Raw genomic sequence first — 21,565 nt, forward strand, 5'->3', positions numbered from 1 at the left:
GCTGACGACTCATGGCACCTCCTATTTGGGCCTCATTATGAGGCTTGGAGGTGTCTACGAAACTAGGGGCGATTCAAGATAGGCAACGCGGTTGTTCGCTTGCGTCATGTGTCTCGGTTACGACTCCAGCAGGCTGGTACCAACGTAGGTGTGGCCTTGACGGCATTGCTGTACCTTGGCAAAGCAGAGCTGACTGAACTGGCGTTAAGCAAGATCGCCAACTCACTTAGCGTTGAGGAATTCAACCAGCTTATGGACTGCAAAATGCCTGACTGGATGCGGTCGGCTTTGGCCAGATCCGCGAAGGATCATGCGTGCCGAGATAGCACCTCGACGTACCCCGCAAGCGTGTGACATGTGTGGGAGTTTGATGTCGTAATGATGCGGACGTGCACTACGTGTCGATTGCTGAAATTTGTAAATGACTGAGCTCAATCCATTGATTCCCTTGGTTAAGGCTATAGGCTGCCGCCGGACGAGTCGGCGCCATAGAACAGCTCATTGCGCGTCTGCCTAAATGTATACACAATGATCAATTCGCCCCAAAAGCGTGCTCACTTGCTCGTAGCCCGATCTGGTCGTCAGTATGCTGCAAGGTACTTGATGTGCTAGTCCGATGGCGGGCTTGTATAGCCAGAGTACGGCAAGCGTTCGAGATCCAAGCACATGAGTAGCTAGTGCTAATGCCTGCTGGCACCTTCCAACGAAACACCGATGGACGAGGCTCCAGCAACCCAATGGTGCAATGGGGCAAAACGCGATTATTTCAGTTTTGTTCATGTTGCACCCCTCAAAGGTGAATCCTGCCTTTCAGCCACACAGTCGCCCAGCGGGCTCCATTTTTTTGCCGCTTTGCGCGGCAATGTCGAGCAATCTTCCTTGTTTCTCAGACCGAGCAAGCAGAATCTCTCGTGCGCCGTCTTCAATTGTCGACTTTAGAAGCCATCTGTCAGTCTTTATTTTCCGTCGACCCTTCATCGCATATCTCCGCCCGTAGGGCCTGGGGGCACCAGCTACAACTGAAAGGACCTCGTAAACCCTGGTTACGCCAGCCAGAATAGCTCGGCTCCTGCAGTGGGCTCCATTCAATATGGGTATGACAGCTATGCCCGTGTATTGGCTGTGACGGTACGGCTTATGGATGGCACCCTTTCTTAGCCTAGCTACCTAGGTCGCCTTCTGCTTATGAGATGCCTGACATGCCTAATGCACTGGCCTCCTTGCTGTAACGCAACAGATCCTCCCACACAAATCTGATTGGGTAATGCACGCACATCTACCGTCGGTAGCGGCGCGCCGTCTTGGATGACTCGAAATGCTGGTACTGCTGGCGGCACCTATGTGGCCGCTTACCTCATGCATCGCGCCCCTTTTCTAGATGCTAGTAGCCACTGGCCATCGAAGTGGTGTTATCTTGCCTGGGTGAGCATAACTTATGAGTTTCGTATGATTAAGGATGACGAGATGGAGCAGGGTAGTACGGATGCAAACAAAAATTTTTCTGTTAGGTATAAAGAGCTAGACATAGAAGATGGCGGTTGGCCGAGCGGAGAGGACAAGCTTTCAAGGCGAAAGGAGATTGAGAATCTGACGCCGCTCTTGGTTAATGCGCAAGCCCCGCTTGTTATTTGTTTGGATGCTCCGTGGGGTGCGGGAAAAACAACCTTCGTTAGGCTTTGGTCAGAATATCTCCGAACGATTAATGTGGCTAATTTATATTTAAATGCGTGGGAGAGTGATTTCGCCGAAGACCCTCTTTTGCCTCTGATTTCAACGCTGGATAAATGGATTTCAGCTGAGCTAGATGAATCCAAAGCGAAAGCTGCCTGGAGTAAAGCGAAGAAGGTGGTGCCTGGCATACTTAAGTCGACAGCTGTCGCTGCGGCTAAGGCCGCTTCATTTGGTCTGCTAGACATAGACAAAGAAATTGAGAAGCTGGCGGCCGATGTAGTCGGAGGCGCTGTTGGTGATGTTGTTGATAGATTTAATGTTAAACAGAAATCACTTGAACAGTTTAAGAAGCAGCTTTCTATCGCTTTGGAGGGGTTGCCTGACGGCCAAAAAAACCTCGTGATATTTATTGATGAGCTTGATAGGTGTCGACCTAACTATGCGATCGAGACTTTAGAGCGTGTGAAGCATCTTTTTGATCTCGATCGCATTATTTTCATAATTTCAATGAATCGCGATCAGTTAGGTAAGAGTATTCAGGGTGTCTATGGTTCGTCGTTCAATGGGGCTCATTATTTAAAGCGCTTTATAGACGTTGACTACCATCTGCGGACGCCTTCCATAAAGGAATATATCTCGGTAAGGTTGCATGAGCCGGAAATTGAAAGTTATTTTAAGTCGCGCCGAGATGGACAGTATGATCATGAGCATATCATTGAGCTGATGGCGTATTTGGCGTCTCGCTTTGAGTACACACCTCGTGATGTTAATCAGTTGGTTGGGAGGCTTAAATTAATATTTCGTAGCATTCCTGCCAATCATTATCTTGATGAGTCGATCATAATACCGCTTCTAGTGCTGAGGCAAGAGGCACCGGCACTCTACAATCGATATTCAAAAGATCCATTTTGTGCGAATGAAGTGATTGAGTTTTTGGCGGGCAGTCGAATTGGACAGGGCACATTTGAGCATCGGATCGCGGTCATGTTTGGTTATCTGCTAAGGCCGGCTATGGACTCGCAGTCAAAAGAAGGTGTGGAAAGAATACTAGCTCCCTGGAAAGAATGGCATGGTCAAGTGGCGGAAATGGAAAAAACTTCATATCCATCAGAATTCCAGCGCGCAATTAAGGCGGTTTTGGAGTTTGCCACTGATGATCGTGAGTTCAGGGGGCGTAGAGGTATAAGCACGGTGGTCTTCAATCGAATCGAACTAGCCGGAGAAATTAATTTTTCATAACTCCTCGCTGAACCCATGGGTGTCTAACGGCATCCGTGGGGAAAGCGTTATCTTATGACAATCGCTCATCACGGTCACGTTCGTATGCCACCTCCTGATTGCTCAGACTCAATGTCGCGTACTAGGCCACTCTTGGAAATGTAGGGCGGACCAACGTGCTTCACGTTGCGTCTTTGCATTCGCTTATCATTAAGGGCAAGGGCATCATCAGTCGCATCGGTTCCATGGATAGATGGGTGGCTTACACGCTGCCCAGGGAGCCAAAAGCAGGTACTTTAAACAAATCGCCACGTTGAGCAGAATAAGCCAGTGCTGATGTCTAGCTCGTGACCGACCATAACCAGGCAAACCAGTGAGTTGCTCCATGTCTGAAGGTATCAAGAACACCGCCATCACAGCATCAGGCTACATCTATCAGACCCGACAAGGGATCAGGGTCCTTTGTGACTGGCTTGATGCCCCAGCTCGCTACACTCGTGTGAAGTTTGAATGTGATGAGGAGGTAGTGGCCCCTAAAGGACTGGATGACATCGTGGTGGAGCGCGCCGACGGCCTGTTTGATCTGCAACAGGTCAAGTTTACTCCAGATTCAGATGCCCATCCGCTGTGTTGGAGCTGGCTTTTGGAGAAAACCGGTAAGACTGAGAAAGCTCGATCTATGTTGCGGAAGTGGTTTGATGCCTTTCAGGCGTTGGACCCGGCCAGAATTGGCGTGCTTTCACTCACGACCAATCGCCGTCCAGACGCAGAAATCGAATCTTGCTTGGAGCACGGTCGGATTGCATTCATCAAAATTCCAGAACCCAGACGCTCTCAGATCGTCGCTGCTCTGGGGGGCGAGCAGGAGTGCGAGGCATTTTTCAGTCATCTTCAGGTCATACATAGTGACAAAGGGTTCGACAACCTTGAACACGAGATAGATGCGCGCTTGCGTAAGCACGGTACTGGCGAAGGTATTGCCACTCTTAAAAATCTTGCTCTGAATTGGGCAACTCGACTGAATTCTCCGCCTCCGGACGGTTGGATAAAGTTAGAGCAAATACAGGCGATCCTTCGCTCCACGCCACCTACTCCGTTACCAGAAGACTTCGTCGTGCCCGAGGGCTACGAAGTCCCCGATGAGACATTTCACGAAGCTTTTCTCCGTGATGCCGTTTCGACTACGGGGCAGGCGATGGTGCTAACTGGGCCTCCAGGTCGGGGGAAAAGCACTTACTTGAGCGCCTTGTGTGACGCCCTCGCTGAGCAGGGGATACCTACGGTTAGGCATCATTACTTCCTTTCTGTCACTGAGCGAGGGCGTGACCGAGTCAACAGCTATGCGGTGGTGCAATCGATTGAAGATCAAGTGAAGCGATTCCATCCTGACGTATCGTTTGGAGGAGGTGATCTGCGCTCAATCCTGGAGGCCTGCGCCACATACTACAAGGATCTTGGAAAGCCATTCGTTGTTGTCCTCGACGGGCTGGATCATGTATGGCGCGACAACGCTGAAGATAAGCGGCCTCTGGATGACCTTTTTTCTCAAGTAATACCCTGTCCTGAGAACATGGTGCTGCTTGTTGGTACCCAGCCCGTCGACGACGCCCAGTTGCCGACAGATCTGCTCGCTTATGTGCCCAAGGAGGAATGGCGTACGCTACCCGCGATGTCTGAGAATGCTGTCCTTTCGCACCTGCGGAAGGTGTATCAGGAAGGGAGGCTCGCAACTGGTTTTGATGATGAGCACGAGATTGAGCGACAACTACAAGAAGCCGCATCCGCGCTTCGGACGAAAACCAATGGCCATCCGCTGCATGTAATCTACGCCGTTGCCGAGCTTGAACACGCGGGCGGCATGCTTTCCAAGAGCGACGTAGACCAGCTAAAAGGAGATCTCGGTCGCGATGCGAGATTTTATTACGCATCGCTGTGGGAACGGCTTCCTCCTAGCCTGAAGGATACGTTGAGGCTAGTTTGTGCTTTTCCATTTTTTTGGCCTAAAACCGCCTTTGTTGAGATCGCCCGTAGAGTAGGTTCAGCAGAACCTGACGTCCCTAAAGTCGGGCATTTGCTTCACTCCTCTCCAGCTGGCTTGAAAGTCTTTCACGAAAGCTTGGCCGTTTTTGTACGGTCGACTACGGACTACATGCTTCGCATTACTGAGTTAATGCCGATAGTGGCGAGTTGGCTGGAGAGCGATGCCCCCAACTCTCTGCGTGTCAACTGGCTTTGGACAGTCCAGGCTCGATTAGGTGCCCCCCAAAATCTTATCAGCGGCCTCACACGTGACTGGATCATGTCGCGGTTGGAGGAGGGATACCCGGAGTCGCTCTTTGACATGTTGTTGTCCGATGCACTGATAGCCGCCTTGACGACGAAGCAATTCGCCGAATCTTATAGATTGGCGCACCTGAAAGATCGCATGGTGGGCGGCAGTCAGTACCAGATGCAGGGCGACGACATCGCGCGCCTAATCTCCTACACCTTGGCTCTGACCGGGGAGGAGAGTGTAGTGCGTGAAGCTGTTGCTTCTAGGCACGAAGCGGATGTTCTACATCTTGCGGCGCTCGGCTTGGCGCTGCAAACCCGGGGTGACCCGGTTCAGGCAGAGATATGCGCGGAGGAAGCGTTTCGCCGGTTCAGAGGATTGAGTCGATTCTCTAATCGTTATTCCTCCACCAGCGGCGCAGACGAGTTCAAGTTCTTGGTAGATATGTTCGCACGGCTTGGCATTATTGGAGCCACTGCCGACTCGCTGGCTCGGCTTGTAACGGAAAACACTCCCATTGTCTGGTTGCCGCGGGTTCAGCTTTTGGTTGAAAAAGCCAATTTGGACGAGTTGATGCAGGTGGCAGCCCTTCTTCCGGACAACCACAGCAAGGATCTCGTCAGCGACGCCTGTGTTCGCGCTGCTGCAGGTGCAGGAGCGAGCATCCTCGAGCGCACGGATTTCCATTGCCTGAGCAAGACGCCTTTGGTTGCAACTTTGGAAGTAGCTTGGACACGCACAGCCAGCCTATTGATCAAGCCTATTCCCATCAAATGGCTTAGTGGGGAGTATTACGAGCATAAAGACAACTTGGCGAGGCTGGTCCACCACTGGTTTTTCTCCTCAGTTCACCTGGGCCTAAGCATGCTCGCGGCCGGTGCGACCGCTTTTGAGTTCATCCCGGCCCCAGTGTTCAAAGACAGAACGAACATTACTGCATTCCTCAGCGAGCTCGCTCTGGTTGCAGATGAGATTGCGCAGTTGTGGTGGGAGGGGCAGTTTGTAGATTTCCATGAACTGTACAAGCGGCTTGAGACCGTTGAGTTCAAGTTTTTGAAGCAAGATTATCATGAGACTGCTGCAGCTGAGGATTTTCGAAGGGCATTGCACCAAGTCGCGTGCGATATTCGTACAGTTAGCGTACTTCTGGACGGATCAGGCATCAATGTATCACTGACCCACTCCACGCTAACTGAGGCCTCTCGGTGTGCTTGGTTCGAAAGTGGATCATTTCGTACAGATTACGCGGCGGGGCTGCTTACAACGATGGATGCCGATGCGGCAGCGGCATTTGTTCAGGATCAACGCCAAGTGCTCGATGCAGAAGTGCGCCATGAGACAAGCGTTCATCTTCAAACACCTCTGGAATTGTGCGCGATTGCACTACGGCATGGGGTAATCTCCAGTGCCCGTGAGTTGTGCAAGCAGACGTGGGAGTTGACTACTGGCTATGCACATCGGAAAGACCCCACCCTCAACAACACCTTGGACGCTATCCGCTACTTGGCGGATGTTGCCCAGGACGACGCGCGCCGCCTACTCAGCCTCGTTGCACCGCAAGTCCATCATGTATTGGATTACACCGACGGGAAGGGCACGAGGCATGTTCTTAGTTCTGCTGATCGTCTGTTAGCTAAGCTGCAGCCTTCAGCACTGGTCATCAAGTACGAAGAGCACATTCATGCTGGAGACTGGTCGCTGGCTGAGGATAGTCTCAAGGAATACATCATGGAGGGCATCAGAAACAGTTGGCCTTTGGATGCGGTGCTGCGAACCGGACTCCACCCTGAAATATCTCAGGCAATCAAACAGCTTGACCAAGAAGGCATAACTACCGCTGTAGAACGGCTTACCGTGTTGGAACAGCACGCTGGCTGGGACCTTGGTTCTCTGATGCGACCAGAAATGGTTGGGAGCAAAACAGAAAGCAAACCCTACACGGACGATTTCACAAAGTACGAGCCGGCAAGACTCGATGACTTGCTCGATAGCCTCAGTTCTAGCTACCACGAGCAAGAGCGTGTTCTTCGTGCTTGGTACCAGCACTGGGAGAAGGCTGGTCAAGGTCAGCAATTGCTGATTGCCCTCGACGATTTACTGCTATCTGACGAAGGGCGCCGACGCGGAGTTTTTGCGCTGTCGGATCTGGCCTTTGAGACACGACGAAAGCTGAGTGGCTTAAATTCAGCATGGAAGTATCTTGTGCAAGCACACATCCGGAACGGCGCATGGTCAGGCTTCGTTGAACCTGAGGAGAGAACCTTGTCTAGGTTGGAGCTCGTCGCAAGACGTTATCCGCGGCGCTGCGACGATTTTGTAGCGGAGACGACCTACAGCATGTTTGGCAATCCAGAAACGTCTCGTGTGGCACCTTCAGAATTGATGGTTTACTTCTACGCGCGACAGAACCGGATTGCGGAGGCAGTCGCTTTCGCCGAGATGATGGTCAATTGCGTTATTGACGACACCCGTACCCTACCGCTAGAACCCCCGCGATGGGCGTCGGCATTAACAACTTCTACATCGGTGGAGCATTAATGGACGAGCTTCGAATTCTGATTGCCAGGCTAGGCTGGCCGTCTACAACTGCCAGATGGTGGGCTATGCAAGAGCTGGCCGCGTGCTTGGGGAGATCAACAGCGGAAGCTGAGGCAGCATTGATCCAGCTATTGAAATCCTGTCGGCTGGAGGCAGAAGTAATCGAGATCCTCTGCATATTCTGGATTGCAGCAAGAAGCAATGGTTACAAGGCGCCTGCGCAACTTGGCGAAAGTATCCAGCGATCATCCATTCTTGCGGACTTACTTCTGGACAGTCTAGGTGTTTGCAAACCCCTTGGAGATTCGAACCTAATTGAGGTGCCGGTCGACTTCGATATCCCCCAAGATTTTGAGGATGTACAAGGTTCTGATTTGCCGCGGATATTCAGAACTACAATGATTAATCTTGAATACCAAACTGGCCTGCCGTTTCTTCAACAAATGGCGTTTGAGTGGACGTTAAACCACTCTGTGTACCCAGAGGCACCATTCCAAGGAAACCTCGGGCACTTCATCCGCCCACTAGGAGAGGGGTTTGTAGGGCACCTTTCTTCGCGTACAGCACTTCGCTCCATCTCCGCTTATCTCCGAACTATTGCGGTCGCGACTGAGTGTTGGGGAATACCCATGCCATCCGCAGTGGATAGAGCTTTGCTGGCATTACCAATCCATCCGACATTAGCCTTTCTCACCCCGCAACGGCCACAGTGGTTTCCTCAGGCGACAGACTTTGAGGGCGACAGTGCATTGATTCAAGCGTCTTTACAAGAAATGCTTATGCAGGTCCAAGCAGAAGAAGGTGGCGAGCTGATCGCTTTCGCCTCTCCTATAGTGATATCGAGGGAGCGGTGCGTAGAGGTCTCTTGTGTTCGATGGTCACAGGCTGTTGGCAGCAGTATTGCGGATGAGGACTTGGCTTTACATCTAGATGATTATTGGCATTACCGACCAGGAATTCGTAGCTCCGCTCTTGAGCCCTTGGGTGTGTCGACCTTGTTGTCGCTTCCCGGTGGCTTCAACAGTATCCTTGACGGCGAAAGCAAAGCATGGCCGCTTTCAGCGCCGCTCGACTTCGATCGTATCGGATACCTTCAACACGATTTGTACCCCGAGCGCTTGATGATGCCGACACTGCCAGGCAAAGACGGGGCAGAACTTTCACCCCATCATGGCAGGTTGGTGATCAAGGATCGTGAACAAGTGGTTGCGAGTCTCTGTTATTGGAACGCTGGATGGGGAGTGGCACGACCTACGCAGTTTGGTGGTCACTGTGGTTCAGCTCTGATTTCCCGAGGAACTTCGTATCGCGAAGGCGCTATTTTTGAAACTCCGGGAGTGCGGTCACTCTACTTATGGAAGGTCAGAACTCTGAGCCGCCACAACAGCTTTGGCAGCTTCGATGAAACCATAACGATGGGTGCATTGTTCGTTTGATATGGAGGTATTTTTGTGAGCACGCGTTCGTCACTAAATCGAGGCGTTAAAAGGTCCAGATCGATGCGTACGATAATGATGATGTGAAGCTGAATTATGGTAAGCGTCCTGCCAAGTTACCTTCCGTATTCCAGTATTAAAGGCGATGGTGCCCGCGTATTTTCAAGTGGACGCGATCACCCTTAACCACGCGAGGTGTGTTGGGCAAGCACTATTTCATATCCCACCGCTTGCGAATTGCAGAGAGTATCTACCGGCTCCCGGCATCGCCGAAATAATCATTCTTTGCGACCAGGCCGAGATTATCGGTGAGATCCTGGCCATCTTCGCTGAACAGATGTTGAGTTCGCCGTTCCTGCTTGAGGTAAGCCAATGTTTGGAAGAAGCAATCCTCACACAGGTGCAGCTCATAGCGCTCCCCATCATGGGCAGTGCCATAGCCCCAATGTGCTTGTAGGGTGCCGAACTGATGCCCGCCAGTATCCAAGCGGGTGGAGCAACGGCATACATCGCACACGACGTCTGTAACGGTCTCGACCTCAGCTCTTCCGGTTATTTTCATCGCTGACTCCTACAAATGCCCCTGACTTTCGCTTTCAGCATACAGCCTCCAGGACGGAGCGTAGGCTAGCCGAAGCATTTCAAGACGTTCACCGACTTAACGTAGTTGTAGTCACTCATGTTCGCATGGATGGAAATCAGGACGTTGAAGGTCTTTCCCAGGCAGGCAGGGATGAGATGGTGTCCATAACTGCTGTACGTTCGGATTACGCTGCCCGCACCCCTACGTTCGGACTATCGTCGAAGATCATCAGGCACGGCAGATGGGCCATTACCCGGCCGACCGGGCCGAGGTCGGCGGCGAAGGCCTCGATCAGCGGCAGTTCCTGGCGATATCGCACCTGCCGCTCCCGGCTCAGGCCTGCCGGCATGTCCAGGCTCACCAGGCGCCAGGGAATGGGCGACCAGACCAGCAGGTACATGGCCATGACCTCGGCGAAGGTCACCAGGTGATTGTCGGCGTTGCTGGACGAGAATATCGGCTTGCGTTTGCCGCCGAAGAAACGCTCGCGCAGGCTTTCGTTTCGGGCCTGGGCGGGCAGCAGGTCGGCTCGGTGGTAATAGCAGGCAGGGTGGTTGTACAGGTCGGCGCTGTTGGCGACCCGTGCGCCTTGCAGTTGCTCCTCGAACAGCCCCAGGCGGGCGATCAGCCCATGGATGGCGCAGAGCATCGGCCCTGCGACGTCATCGGCGTAGACCTGGTCGCCGCTCATCATCAGCAGGGCTGGGCGTTGTTCAGGGCGTGGGCAGGTCTGCAGCAATCGGTCGGCGCAGAGCATGCCGTCTCGCGCTGGATGATGCGGTTTGCGGCATGAGCCGTGGAGCAACTGGTCAAGGCGCCCGCGCAGTACGAAACTGGGGCATTGCTGGCCGGGATAGAGCAGGTGCGGTGCCCACTCGGCGATACCCTGGCCGGCCAGGCGCACATCGTATTCCAGCGCGACATCCGAGGGCAGGGGCCGGCTGAAATGCACGTCGAGCAAGTGAACGAAGGCCTGCGTGCCGATCGGCAAGGTCTGGCAATGGACCTCCGGTGTCGTCTGAGGAAGGTCAATGCTGAAGGTGGGCGGCTCGGGCTGCGTGGCGACCAGCCAGATGGCCAGGCGTTGCGGCTCCAGGCGGCGTAGCACTGGGCCGGCGAGAACGAGGGGCAAAGAAGAGGACAAGGTCATCGACAGCTCTGGTGGCGTGGTGGGCCATTCGCGGGCAAGCCGGGGCGCCGAACCGCCGCTCCCACAGGTCTGGCGCCGTTTCGTGACTGACGGGCGTTTCTGTAGGGCTGGCTCGAACGCGTCGTGCACAAACGAAACGGGCGGAAAATGCTGAACATTTCCCGCCCGTCAGGCAAACCGGATGTGTATCAGGCTTTGTCGGCCATCAGCTTCTCGAGTTTTTCCTGGTCCCGGGCGAACTGGCGGATACCTTCGGCCAACTTGTCGGTGGCCATGGCGTCCTCGTTCATCGCCCAGCGGAACCGGCTCTCGTTGAGTACCTGCTTGGCCTCACCGGCGTTACCTGGCTTGAGTACCCGAGGCAGCTCGCCCTGATCGTCGCTCAGCTGTTGCAACAGCTCAGGGCTGATGGTCAGGCGGTCGCAGCCGGCCAACTGTTCGATCTGACCGATGTTACGGAAGCTGGCGCCCATGACCACGGTGTCGTAGCCGTTGGTCTTGTAGTAGTCGTAGATGCGGGTGACCGACTGCACGCCCGGATCTTCGGCGCCCACGTACTCCTGGCCGGTGCTCTTCTTGTACCAGTCGTAGATGCGGCCCACGAATGGCGAAATCAGGAACACCCCGGCGTCGGCGCATGCCTGGGCCTGGGCGAAGGAGAACAGCAGGGTGAGGTTGGTCTGGATGCCTTCCTTTTCCAGCTTCTCGGCGGCACGGATGCCTTCCCAGGTCGAAGCCAGCTTGATCAGCACGCGATCACGGCCGATGCCAGCTTTTTCGTATTGATCGATCAGTTGGCGGGCCTTGTTCAACAGGGCCGGTTCGTCGAAGGACAGGCGGGCATCCACCTCGGTGGAAATGCGCCCTGGGATGACCTTGAGAATACCCGCGCCGACGGCCACGGCGAATTTGTCACAGGCCAGGTCGACATTGCCCTTGGCGTCGCTTTTGACCTGCTTGAGCAAGTCGGCATAGCCAGGGATGGCCGCGGCCTTGAGCAACAGGGACGGGTTGGTGGTGGCATCGACTGGCTTGAGGCGGGTGATGGCGTCCAGGTCCCCGGTGTCGGCGACCACGGTGGTGAACTGCTTGAGTTGTTCCAGCTTGGAGGTCATGGGCGTGCTCTGTCCTGTGCAATGATTCGACCTTACCCGAGCCCCGGCGGCCACTCAAGGGCCAGCACGGGGCGGGGTGTGGGAGTGAGGTTTCGAGTCGAAAGCGCGCCCGGGGTTCCGTCAGCGCCCTTGTAGCAACTCGGCTGCCTGATCGAACACCACCAGGGGCTCCGGCGCCTTGTGGATGTCCGCTGACAGCAGCTGGCGGAACCGCCGCGCCCCCGGGAAGCCTTGGCCCAGCCCGAGGATGTGGCGGGTGATGTGGTGCATGGCGCCACCGCTTTGCAGGTGGGCGACGATATACGGTCGCAGCTGTTCCAGGGCTTCGCTGCGGGTGACCACGGCGGCGTCGCTGGCGAACAGCTGCTGGTCCACTTCGGCCAGCAGGTAAGGATTATGGTACGCCTCGCGGCCCAACATCACCCCATCGAAGGTTTCAAGATGTGCCTGGCATTCCGCCAAGGTCTTGATGCCGCCGTTGAGGACGATTTCCAGGTCGGGGAAATCGGCCTTCAGCTGTGCGGCCACGTCGTAGCGTAGCGGTGGAATCTCGCGGTTTTCCTTGGGCGACAGGCCTTCGAGGATAGCGATGCGCGCATGCACGGTAAAACTGCGACAGCCGGCCTCGCGGACCTGGCCGACGAAGTCGCACAGCTCGGCGTAGCTGTCGCGGCCATTGATGCCGATCCGGTGCTTGACCGTGACCGGCGTCGAGACCGCATCGCGCATGGCCTTCACGCAGTCTGCCACCAACCCCGGATGGGCCATGAGGCAGGCGCCGATCATGTTGTTCTGCACCCGGTCGCTGGGGCAGCCGACGTTGAGGTTGACCTCGTCGTAGCCAGCCTGCTCGGCCAGGCGTGCGCAGGCGGCCAGATCAGCCGGCGCACTGCCACCCAATTGCAGGGCCAAGGGATGCTCTGAAACATCGTGGCGCAGGAAGCGCTGGGCGTCGTTGTGCAGCAAGGCGCCGGTGGTGACCATTTCGGTGTAGAGCAGGGTGTGTTTGGACAGCAGGCGCAGGAAGAAGCGGCAGTGGCGGTCTGTCCAGTCCATCATCGGTGCAACGGAGAACCTCCGGATGACCGGATCGGCGACGTTTGCAGGGGCTTCTGCTGGTTTCGGGTGCATTTCGGTTCTCTCGTTTACTGCTGTGCTGCGGTTTGCGCTGGTGTACCACTTCGGTTGCTCACATGTAGCAATCGAACATGGTGATGTCGCAAAAAACCACATAAAGCCAACCCGGTTTGCCGAGGCAAAAGCGTGCCCCGGCGTGCACCGCGCAGATGGAAAAAGGGGCGATAGTCTATCAGGAAAGCTGATTTTAAGCCCCCACACCGAACCTGTGGGAGCGGGCTTGCCCGCGAAAGGGCCGGCCCAGTCAGCACACCGCTGAAGGACTCACCGCATCATCCCCAACTCCGCATCATCCATCAGCGCCTTGGCCAAGGCCCCCAGATAATGCGAAGCCCAGATCAAATGCGGCTTTTCATCGAGCAGCCCGGTCAAGGTCAATTCCTGCGCATAGCCCAGCAGCTCCGACGCCTGTTCCCGAGCGAAATGGCAGGGAATGCCCGGCTCGATGCAAAATAACGGTTGGGTCTGGTTTTCCCCTTGGTAGAACTTGATTTCGCCGACGGTGGTTTTTTCTCTTTCCTTGGTCATCATTCTCTCTCCCTGAACGTCCAGGTGCCTGAGCTGACCCTACGCCCCGGTCTGTCGAAGGCAAGCGCACGCCTACAGGCCCAGCCTCGGTATTCTCGACTTGGGCGGCCTGATGGTGGTCGCGGGCTTGCCGGCGATGAGGCCAGCTCAGGCGAAACGGGTTTGGTGATTAGCGCTGCAGTGAATCTGCTGGGCGTTGGTGGGCAACGTCGGAGCCGAGCCAATCGTGGGTGGCCAGCATCAGCAGGCTGTCGAGGGAGCGGTGGTGGTGGGGTGGGTCGGGGACTATCTTCAACATTCTCGTTCTCCTAGATAGGCCGACCACCGCCTGCTGTCAAACAGAGGGTGGCAGCTGAACATGGGTTGACAGACCGGCTAGGAGAACAATTTCCGGCGCACACAGAGGTGCCCCATGCACAGCCGCCATAAAGACGAAGCCATGTTGTTCAAACCTAGACGGCCTGTCAAAGCCGGTCGCCGTATTGCGACGACCACCCGAGACTAGGGCGCAAACCAAATCACTGCAATGGCTCGAACGGCCTGGAAGTGTGTTTCGGAAACGGCCTACAAGAAATAGGAACAATCTGAATGTCAGGCCCATTTCCACTCGGCCTTGATCCAGGCTTCCCAAGCGTCAGGACTTGCTTCTGGTCAAGCTCCTCCCCGAAAACAGCTGACCCCCCAGGCCGTGATCTTGAAGGGCAAGTGATAATGCGCCTGCGCATCCCCGATGCCAAACCGATACACCAGTTCGTCAAGAAACGGTACGTCGGGCAAGTCGCTGCCAAGCTGGCGATAGAACTGCGCCACCTGCAGACGCACTTCATAGACGCCCACAGCAAACCGCTCACTCAGCGCAGCCAGTTCCGGCCATTGCCCGCGATCATCGAGGGTGCCTTCGGCGATTGGCACCCCACCGACCACCGCGATGCTCACGCGCAGCCCTTGGGCAGCGCGCCCGCTGGCAATGTCGACGACATGCAGCGAGACGCCGCCGCTCATGCCCAGAAGCCATGGTGAGCGCGGGCCGCCTCATCTTCCAGCACCGGACCATGCACCTGCACGATGCGCTGGCCGCGGGCGAACACTTCGCGGCAGGGCAGGGAGAAGGTGGGGTTCTCCGGGTGGGCGCCGGTCAAGCCAAGCAGCGCATGTTCCGATAGCGCATAGACCACCCGGCCGATTCCGGTCCAGTACACCGCGCCGGCGCACATGCAGCAAGGCTCGGCGCTGGTATACAGCGTGCAGCTTGCCAGTTGCTCCGGGGTCAGCAGCTTGGCCGCGCGGGCCGCTGCGACCAGTTCGGCATGCTGGGTCGGGTCGCCCTCCGGCGGCATGGAGTTGTTGCCGGCGCTGGCGATGACCCGGCCCTCGGCGTCTGCGACCAGGGCGGCGAACGGGTGTCGTCCCTCTTCGCGGGATTGCTCGGACAGGCGGATCGACTGGCGCAGCAGGTCCAGGTCCCGCTCGGATAGGCCGGCGTTGTGGGGGGCTGAGGTCATGGATGTTTCTCCCTGGGAGGCAGTGGAAAGCGCGCCAGCGGCGCGCGTGAAAAAAGGCTCACTTGATCGGGCTGGTATCGACGGCGTCCTGCCGATGGGCGTCGGGCTCGCGGTTGAGCAGCAGGTTGAGCAGGATGGCGCTGACCGCGGCGAGGAAGATGCCGCTTTCCAGCACCAGCTTCAGGGGGCCGCTGACATGCTCGAACAGCGCCGGCATCGACATGGGCAATACGCCGATGCTGACCGATACCGCCACGATCAGGCCGTTGCGGGTGCCCTCGAAGCGCACCCGCGCCAGCTCCTGAATGCCGGCCACGGTGGTCATGCCGAACATCACGATGGCGCAGCCGCCGAGCACCGGCGTCGGCACGCTGGCGATCAGTGCGCCGAGCTTGGGGAACAATCCCATCAGCACCATGATTGCGCCTGCGGCGGCGACCACGAAGCGGCTCTTGACCCGGGAAAGCGCTATCAAACCGGTGTTCTGCGTGAAGGCGTTGTAAGGGAAGCTGTTGAACACGCCCCCCAGCATGGTCGACAGACCATCGGCGCGGAAGGCGTTGCCAAGGGTGCGCTGGTCGGTGGGTTTGCCGGTCAATTTGCCGATGGCCAGGCAGTTGCCGGTGGTCTCGGCCATGATTACCAGCATCGCCAGGAGCATGATCAGCACTGGCGTGAAGGCGAATTCAGGCACCCCGAACGCCATGGGCGCGCTGAGCTCGAACCACGCTGCATCGCCCACCCGGCTGAAGTCGGTCATGCCGCAGGCCGCCGCCACCAGGCTGCCGACGATCAGCCCCAGCAGCACGCTGAGATTGCCGATAAAACCGCGAAAGCGTGCATGGATCACCAGGGTCAAGGCCACCGTGGCCATGCCCAGCATCAGATTGGCCGGTTTGCCGAAATCTGCCGACCCAGGTTGGCCACCGCCGAGCCAGATGGCCGCCGCCGGCATCAGCGAGATGCCAATGACCGTGATCAGGCTGCCGATCACCACGGGCGGGAAGAAGCGCAGCAGGCGGCTGAACAATGGCGCGATGGCAATCGTCAGTGCTCCGGCGGCGATGACCGCTCCGAAGACGTGGGGTAGCCCGAACTCCTTGCCGATCATGATCATCGGCGCCAAGGCAATGAACGAACAGCCCTGGATCAGCGGCAGGCGCGCGCCGAAGCGCCACAAGCCGAGGGTCTGGATCAGAGTGGCGATGCCCGAGGTGAGCAGGTTGGCGTTGATCAGTGTGACCACTTGGGCCTGGGTCAGCCCGAGGGCGCTGCCCAGAATCAGTGGTACGGCGACGGCGCCGGCATACATCACCAGCACGTGCTGCAGGCCGAAGGTGAACAGCTCCCGTGGGGGCAGTACTTCGTCCACTGGATGGATCAGAGGTTGGCTCATGTCGTGACTCTCCTGAAGTGCAGCCTGAAGTGCAGCCTGGTGTGCGGCTCTTTTTCTTGTTGTGGCGCCCGGAGTGACAGGCAGCGCAGGAAAGCGGGGCAGCTGTCGCTGATGTCTGGCGGCAGAATCCTGTGAAATCAGCGATGGAGCAAATGATTAACCATCGCTAATATCGATGGATCGATCGACGTGAACAGGATCAGGTGATGCGCTTTTCTCTGGAGCAGTTGCAGGTCTTCGTCAGTGCCGTGCAGGCTGGCTCGTTCTCTGCTGCAGCGCGCAGGCTGGGCCGTACGCAGTCGACCGTGAGTGCTGCCATCGGCAACCTGGAAACCGACCTGGGGGTGCAGCTGTTCGATCGCTCCAGCCGTATTCCCAGCTTGACCGCCGCTGGGCAGAAACTGCTTTTGCGGGCAGAGGGTATTCTGGAGCGCTGTTACGCTCTGGAGGGCAGCGCCGACAGCCTGGCGGGCGAGGTGGAAGCGGCGCTGACCCTGGCAATCGAAGTGCCGTATGGCCCGCTGATACCGCCTTTAAAGGACTTCGACGCAGCGTTTGCGTTCGTGGATTTGCTGATTCGCCACCCGGTGCACGGCGATGTCAGCGAAATGATCCTGACCGGTGAAGCCGATCTCGGGGTGACCTTCGCGCAGCCCGACTACCCCGCCGAACTTGGCTTTCAGCAGCTAGGCAAGCTGATCATGACCCACGTCTGCCACCCTGATTTCGCCCTGGCGCGACAGTCCCCGGTGAGCTTCGCCGACCTCAACGCCCATCGCCGGTTGGCGTTCTTCGCCCATGCCGAAAAGCTGCCGAGCAGCGAGTACCTGCGCGCCGGTCAAGTGTGGCGGGCAGAGAGCTACCTGGCGCTGGTGGAAATGGTTCGCGGTGGGCTCGGCTGGGCTACGCTGCCGCGCCAGTTGGTGCAGCGCGAGTTGGCGACTGGGCAACTGGTGGAACTGCAACTGGAGGCTTACCCCCACACCGATTGGCTGGTGGGTGTCGACCTGCTGTGGCATCGCAAGCGCCAACCGGGGCCTGCGGCGAGTTACCTGCGCGAGTGCCTGCAGCGCAGCAAGGTGTTCGAGTTGGATCGGCTGGGGAGGTCGACGACTTTGTGAGGGTTGGACAGAGCCCTATGCGAGCTATTGATAAAAGCCCAAACGCCAGACAAAAGAAAGCCCGCCGAGGCGGGCAAGGTCTATCACACGTAGGGATAGGGCTAGGTTCTCCCATCGGGTGTGAAAAATGAGTGAAAGAAAAGTCCCGATCCCGTGATTCTCAGCTTTTTTCACAACCGGCGTCTCATCGCCCACTCAGCACCGAGTCAGCTCGCGCCGCCTCGCTGCCAAGCGCGCGGGGATCAGCGGTCCTTGTCCTGCGGCTGGTTACCGCCCGGCGTGTGCTGGCCACCCATGCGGCCCTCATCCGCAGGCTTTTGCGAGTCGCGCTGATTGCCACCGGCATGCCCACCTTGCCGCTCGGTTTCCGAGGTTTGCTGCCAATCCTTGTTCATCCCGTCTTCGGGCTTCTGCCCAGATTGCCGACCGCCCTGTTGTCCCTGGGACATGTCCTCGCCGGAGCCTTGGCGTCCTTTCTGGCCCGCATCACCCTTGTCAGTCCGGACATGATCGCCCTGGGTTCTGCCATTGTCTTGATCGTTAGCCATGATCGCGTACCTCAAGTGGACACAGGAAGTTCTGTGTTCAATTGAGATTCCTCGCTGTCAGCGCTCGATCCATTGGCGGTGGGCAGTTTCAGACCAAACGCGTGAACCACCCCCGGCCCGGCATTTGGAGCACCAAACGCCATGATCAAGGCGCTGGACCCTCAGTGGCGGGATCAAAACCACATGCGAATGCCTGCAACGAATCGCGCTTCTTCGACATCCCCGTCTTCGTCGCGGACGAAATCCGCCGTCTTGCCGTAAGACCGACCCCAGGTAACGCCGATGTAAGGCGCGAACTGGCGGACGATTTCGTATCGCAAGCGCAGCCCGACCTCGGTATTGGCCAGGCCCGAACCGACCCCGCGTGCCGGATCGTTGCGGCCATACAGGTTGGCTTCGAAGGTCGGTTGCAGGATCAGACGGTTGGTCAGAAGGATGTCGTACTCTCCCTCCAGCCGCGCGGCGGTCTGGCCGTTTTCACCGATGAATGCGCTGGCTTCGACTTCGAACCCATAAAGGGCCATGCCCTGGACACCGAATGTGGCCCAGGTTTGTGGCGAGCCTGGCTTGAAGTCCTGGCGAACCCCGGCCAGCACGTCCCACCACGGGCTCACGGCGTGCCCATACAGCACCTGTAGCTCGGCATCCTCGGTGACGCCTGCGGTGCGTTCACCTTCGCTGCGCAACCAGAGCCGGTCGACATCACCGCCAATCCACCCCTCGGCTTTCCAGGCCAGGGCGCTGCCTCCGTCGGCATCCTGATATTCGAGCTGGTCGAGCAGGAAAAAGCTGTTGAGCGCGCGGTCATGAACCTGGTGGCCGCCCAGCGGTGGAAAGGCGGCTTGGCGGTCGGCGTCGGTCAATACCGGGATCGGCGTGCGGCTGGTGCTCGTGGCAGCATCGGCCGCTGGGGCAGGGGGCATGCCGGAATGGTCCATCCCTTCCATGCTGCCATGGTCCATCTGCATCGACTCGTGCCCCATCGCCGAATGATCCATGGGCTGCGCCGCCACGTGCGGCGTTGCACTCAATGTGCCGAGGCACACCGACAGCGCCAGCAGCGAGGGCCGTGCCAGGCTATTGGCCATCTTTCCCTGCCTGTGCTTTGTCGGTGCCCTGCGACTCCATCATCTTGCGGTGATCCATGCCCTGCATGGCGTCATGGTCCATGCCCTTCATCGCATCATGATCCATGCCTTTCATGGACCCATGGCCCATCCCCTGCATGGCGCCATGCTTGCCCATCGCGGCTTTGCCGTCGGCGTTGGGTTGGGCTGTCGGTGCAGCTTGCTCGGCGGGCTGGGTGGCGTCGGCTGACCACGCCGCCGGGGCTTGCACCAGCAGCAGGCCCAACAGGGCGGCAGACATGCAGAAGGTAGTACGTGCGCTTGGCTTGCTCATCTCGGATCTCCCGTTCATTCGTCCACACGGACTTCTCGAAACATGCCCATTTCCATGTGGAACAGCAGGTGGCAGTGATAGGCCCAACGACCCAGCGCATCCGCTGTCACGCGGTAGCTGCGTTTCGAGCCGGGTGGCATGTCGATCGTGTGCTTACGAACCTTGAAGTTGCCGTGTTCGTCTTCCAGATCACTCCACATGCCATGGAGGTGAATGGGGTGGGTCATCATGGTGTCGTTGACCAGGGTGATGCGCAGGCGCTCGCCGTAGCGCAGGCGCAGCGGTTCGGCATCGGAGAACTTGATGCCGTCGAAGGACCAGGCGAACTTCTCCATGTGGCCGGTAAGGTGCAGTTCGAGAGTGCGGCCCGGAGCTCGGCCATCGGGATCCTCGAAGGCGCTGCGCAGGTCCGCATAGGTCAGAACGCGGCGGCCGTTGTCCCGTAGCCCGATACCCGGGTCGTCGAGCTTGGCCGTTGGGTTCATCGTCTGCATGTCGACCAGCGGGTTGCCGTTCTCCGAATCCGGGTGGGACTGCATGGCGCCCATGTCGCCATGCTCCATGCCGGCCATCTGGCTGTGGTCCATGCCTGCCATGTCGCCGTGATCCATACCCATGTCGCTCATCGACAGCAGCGGGCGTGGGTCGAGCGCTGGCACCGGGGCTTGCAAGCCTGGCTGGGTAGCCAGGGTGCCGCGGGCGTAGCCGGTGCGGTCCATGGATTGCGCGAACAGGGTGTAGGCCTGGGCGTCTTGCGGCTCGACGATGACGTCGTAGGTTTCCGCCACGGCGATGCGCAGCTCATCGACCGACACCGGCTCCACGTGCTGGCCATCTGCAGCGACCACAGTCATTTTCAACCCCGGAATACGGACGTCGAAGTAGGTCATGGCCGAGGCGTTGATCAGTCGCAGGCGGACTTTCTCGCCTGGGGTGAAGAGGCCGGTCCAGTTGCCATCAGGGGCCTGGCCATTCATCAGGTAAGTGTAGGTAGCGCCGCTCACGTCGGCGAGGTCGGTGGGGCTCATGTTCATTTCGGCCCACATCTTGCGATCGGCGAGGGTCGCGGCCCAGCCCTTGTCGCTGACGTCTTCGACGAAATCGAACAGTGTGCGCTTGTGCTGGTTGTAGTAGTCGGACTGCTTCTTGAGCTTGGCCATGACCCGTGCCGGGTCTTCGTCGGTCCAGTCGCTCAGCAGCACCACATAGTCGCGCTCGTAGCTGAAGGGCTCGGGCACCTTGGCATCGATCACCAGCGCGCCATACACGCCGAGCTGCTCCTGCAGTCCCGAATGGCTGTGGTACCAGTAGGTGCCGCTCTGGCGGACCTGGAAGCGGTATTCGTACAGGCCATCCGGGGCGATGCCGTGGAAGCTCAGGCCAGGCACGCCGTCCATGTTGGCCGGCAGCAGGATGCCGTGCCAGTGGATGGAGGTGTCCTGGCGCAAGCGGTTGTGCACGCGCAGGGTCACGGTGTCACCTTCACGCCAGCGTAGCGTCGGCCCGGGCAATCCGCCGTTGACGGCCATGGCGGTGCGCGCGGCACCGGTGATGTTGACCGGTAACTGATCGATGAACAGATCGAAGTCACTGCCGCTCAGCACGGTCGGCTGGCCAGGGCTGGTCAGGGCCCAGACTGGCGTGCGCCATAGTCCCAGGCCCGTCAACAGGCCGGTAGCGGCCAGGCCTTTGACGAAACGGCGTCGTGTGGTGGTGCTGTACCTGCCCTGGTGTCCATTCGCTGGTAGGTGCAGATCGGACCCAGGCTAAGCGGGGTAGGCTGTCAGCCAGCTGAAGGCTGCATTACTTTTCTGTCAGCTGGGAGCAGATCGTCAGGGCATCAGCCGGTTCGGACCACTGCAGGCACGTTGATCTTCGCCGATGCTCTGGTCGGTTTCAGGATGCGCTTGGTCGCTCGCACACAACCTTTCGGCCATACAAGTGCCATG

Annotated in this window: 17 protein-coding genes and 1 pseudogene; 4 read left to right on the plus strand and 14 right to left on the minus strand. The window is 57.9% G+C overall.

The features are described 5' to 3' along the window. Nucleotides 1-513: 513 nt before the first annotated feature. Nucleotides 514-780 (minus strand): antitoxin Xre/MbcA/ParS toxin-binding domain-containing protein, encoded by a 267-nt coding sequence (locus KY379_RS27515; protein WP_368736592.1) that lies wholly within the window; start codon nucleotides 778-780, stop codon nucleotides 514-516. Between the two features lie 666 nt (nucleotides 781-1,446). Here KY379_RS27515 and KY379_RS23200 point away from each other — a divergent pair. The 3 genes from KY379_RS23200 (at nucleotide 1,447) to KY379_RS23210 (ending at nucleotide 9,135) form a co-directional block, all read left to right on the plus strand. Further along, nucleotides 1,447-2,910 (plus strand): KAP family NTPase, encoded by a 1,464-nt coding sequence (locus KY379_RS23200; protein WP_261241545.1) that lies wholly within the window; start codon nucleotides 1,447-1,449, stop codon nucleotides 2,908-2,910. A gap of 364 nt (nucleotides 2,911-3,274) precedes the next feature. Beyond that, nucleotides 3,275-7,699, plus strand: a complete 4,425-nt coding sequence (locus tag KY379_RS23205) for an ATP-binding protein (RefSeq protein ID WP_261241544.1) — start codon at nucleotides 3,275-3,277, stop codon at nucleotides 7,697-7,699. Further along, a complete protein-coding gene (locus KY379_RS23210; RefSeq protein ID WP_261241543.1) occupies nucleotides 7,657-9,135 on the plus strand; it encodes a multidrug DMT transporter permease in 1,479 nt (492 codons plus the stop codon). Before KY379_RS23205 ends, KY379_RS23210 begins: the two co-directional genes overlap by 43 nt. Nucleotides 9,136-9,385: 250 nt before the next feature. Here KY379_RS23210 and KY379_RS23215 read toward each other — a convergent pair whose 3' ends face one another. From KY379_RS23215 to KY379_RS23255, 9 genes and pseudogenes are all read right to left on the minus strand, one after another. After that, a complete protein-coding gene (locus tag KY379_RS23215; RefSeq protein WP_080604804.1) occupies nucleotides 9,386-9,697 on the minus strand; it encodes a hypothetical protein in 312 nt (103 codons plus the stop codon). Between the two features lie 235 nt (nucleotides 9,698-9,932). Continuing rightward, a pseudogene (locus KY379_RS23220) lies at nucleotides 9,933-10,868 on the minus strand (alkaline phosphatase family protein); the annotation flags it as partial. Nucleotides 10,869-11,056: 188 nt separating this feature from the next. After that, on the minus strand, nucleotides 11,057-11,983 hold the full coding sequence (gene tal, locus KY379_RS23225; RefSeq protein WP_261241541.1) for a transaldolase: 927 nt from the start codon (nucleotides 11,981-11,983) through the stop codon (nucleotides 11,057-11,059). Between the two features lie 120 nt (nucleotides 11,984-12,103). Beyond that, complete coding sequence (gene dusA, locus KY379_RS23230) at nucleotides 12,104-13,114, minus strand: tRNA dihydrouridine(20/20a) synthase DusA (protein WP_196172124.1); 1,011 nt, start codon at nucleotides 13,112-13,114, stop codon at nucleotides 12,104-12,106. 270 nt (nucleotides 13,115-13,384) lie between these two features. Beyond that, nucleotides 13,385-13,648: a DUF3077 domain-containing protein gene (locus KY379_RS23235; RefSeq protein WP_133328916.1), complete on the minus strand. Its 264-nt coding sequence runs from the start codon at nucleotides 13,646-13,648 to the stop codon at nucleotides 13,385-13,387. 169 nt (nucleotides 13,649-13,817) lie between these two features. Then, on the minus strand, nucleotides 13,818-13,946 hold the full coding sequence (locus tag KY379_RS23240; protein WP_261241540.1) for a hypothetical protein: 129 nt from the start codon (nucleotides 13,944-13,946) through the stop codon (nucleotides 13,818-13,820). Between the two features lie 353 nt (nucleotides 13,947-14,299). Then, nucleotides 14,300-14,650 (minus strand): hydroxyisourate hydrolase, encoded by a 351-nt coding sequence (locus KY379_RS23245; RefSeq protein WP_261241538.1) that lies wholly within the window; start codon nucleotides 14,648-14,650, stop codon nucleotides 14,300-14,302. After that, a complete protein-coding gene (locus tag KY379_RS23250; RefSeq protein ID WP_261241537.1) occupies nucleotides 14,647-15,150 on the minus strand; it encodes a nucleoside deaminase in 504 nt (167 codons plus the stop codon). Before KY379_RS23250 ends, KY379_RS23245 begins: the two co-directional genes overlap by 4 nt. A gap of 58 nt (nucleotides 15,151-15,208) precedes the next feature. Continuing rightward, nucleotides 15,209-16,546 (minus strand): nucleobase:cation symporter-2 family protein, encoded by a 1,338-nt coding sequence (locus KY379_RS23255; RefSeq protein WP_261241536.1) that lies wholly within the window; start codon nucleotides 16,544-16,546, stop codon nucleotides 15,209-15,211. A gap of 206 nt (nucleotides 16,547-16,752) precedes the next feature. On the opposite strand from KY379_RS23255, the gene KY379_RS23260 reads away from it, so the two are divergent. Then, a complete protein-coding gene (locus KY379_RS23260) occupies nucleotides 16,753-17,667 on the plus strand; it encodes a LysR family transcriptional regulator (RefSeq protein ID WP_133328572.1) in 915 nt (304 codons plus the stop codon). 242 nt (nucleotides 17,668-17,909) lie between these two features. Here the strand turns inward: KY379_RS23260 and KY379_RS23265 are convergent, their stop codons facing one another. The 4 genes from KY379_RS23265 to KY379_RS23280 all read right to left on the minus strand — a co-directional run bounded on the left by KY379_RS23265 (nucleotide 17,910) and on the right by KY379_RS23280 (nucleotide 21,370). Further along, the gene (locus KY379_RS23265) at nucleotides 17,910-18,215 is read right to left on the minus strand and encodes a hypothetical protein (RefSeq protein ID WP_133328570.1); all 306 of its coding nucleotides are present in this window, start codon (nucleotides 18,213-18,215) and stop codon (nucleotides 17,910-17,912) included. A 173-nt stretch (nucleotides 18,216-18,388) separates the two neighbouring features. Then, nucleotides 18,389-19,303, minus strand: a complete 915-nt coding sequence (locus KY379_RS23270) for a copper resistance protein B (protein WP_261241535.1) — start codon at nucleotides 19,301-19,303, stop codon at nucleotides 18,389-18,391. Then, on the minus strand, nucleotides 19,293-19,616 hold the full coding sequence (locus KY379_RS23275) for a hypothetical protein (RefSeq protein ID WP_261241534.1): 324 nt from the start codon (nucleotides 19,614-19,616) through the stop codon (nucleotides 19,293-19,295). The genes KY379_RS23270 and KY379_RS23275 overlap by 11 nt, the downstream gene beginning before the upstream one ends. A gap of 14 nt (nucleotides 19,617-19,630) precedes the next feature. Then, the gene (locus tag KY379_RS23280; protein WP_261241546.1) at nucleotides 19,631-21,370 is read right to left on the minus strand and encodes a copper resistance system multicopper oxidase; all 1,740 of its coding nucleotides are present in this window, start codon (nucleotides 21,368-21,370) and stop codon (nucleotides 19,631-19,633) included. Nucleotides 21,371-21,565: the final 195 nt, after the last annotated feature.

The organism is Pseudomonas sp. HD6422, from assembly GCF_025377065.1.
GTDB classification, from domain to species: domain Bacteria; phylum Pseudomonadota; class Gammaproteobacteria; order Pseudomonadales; family Pseudomonadaceae; genus Aquipseudomonas; species Aquipseudomonas putida_U.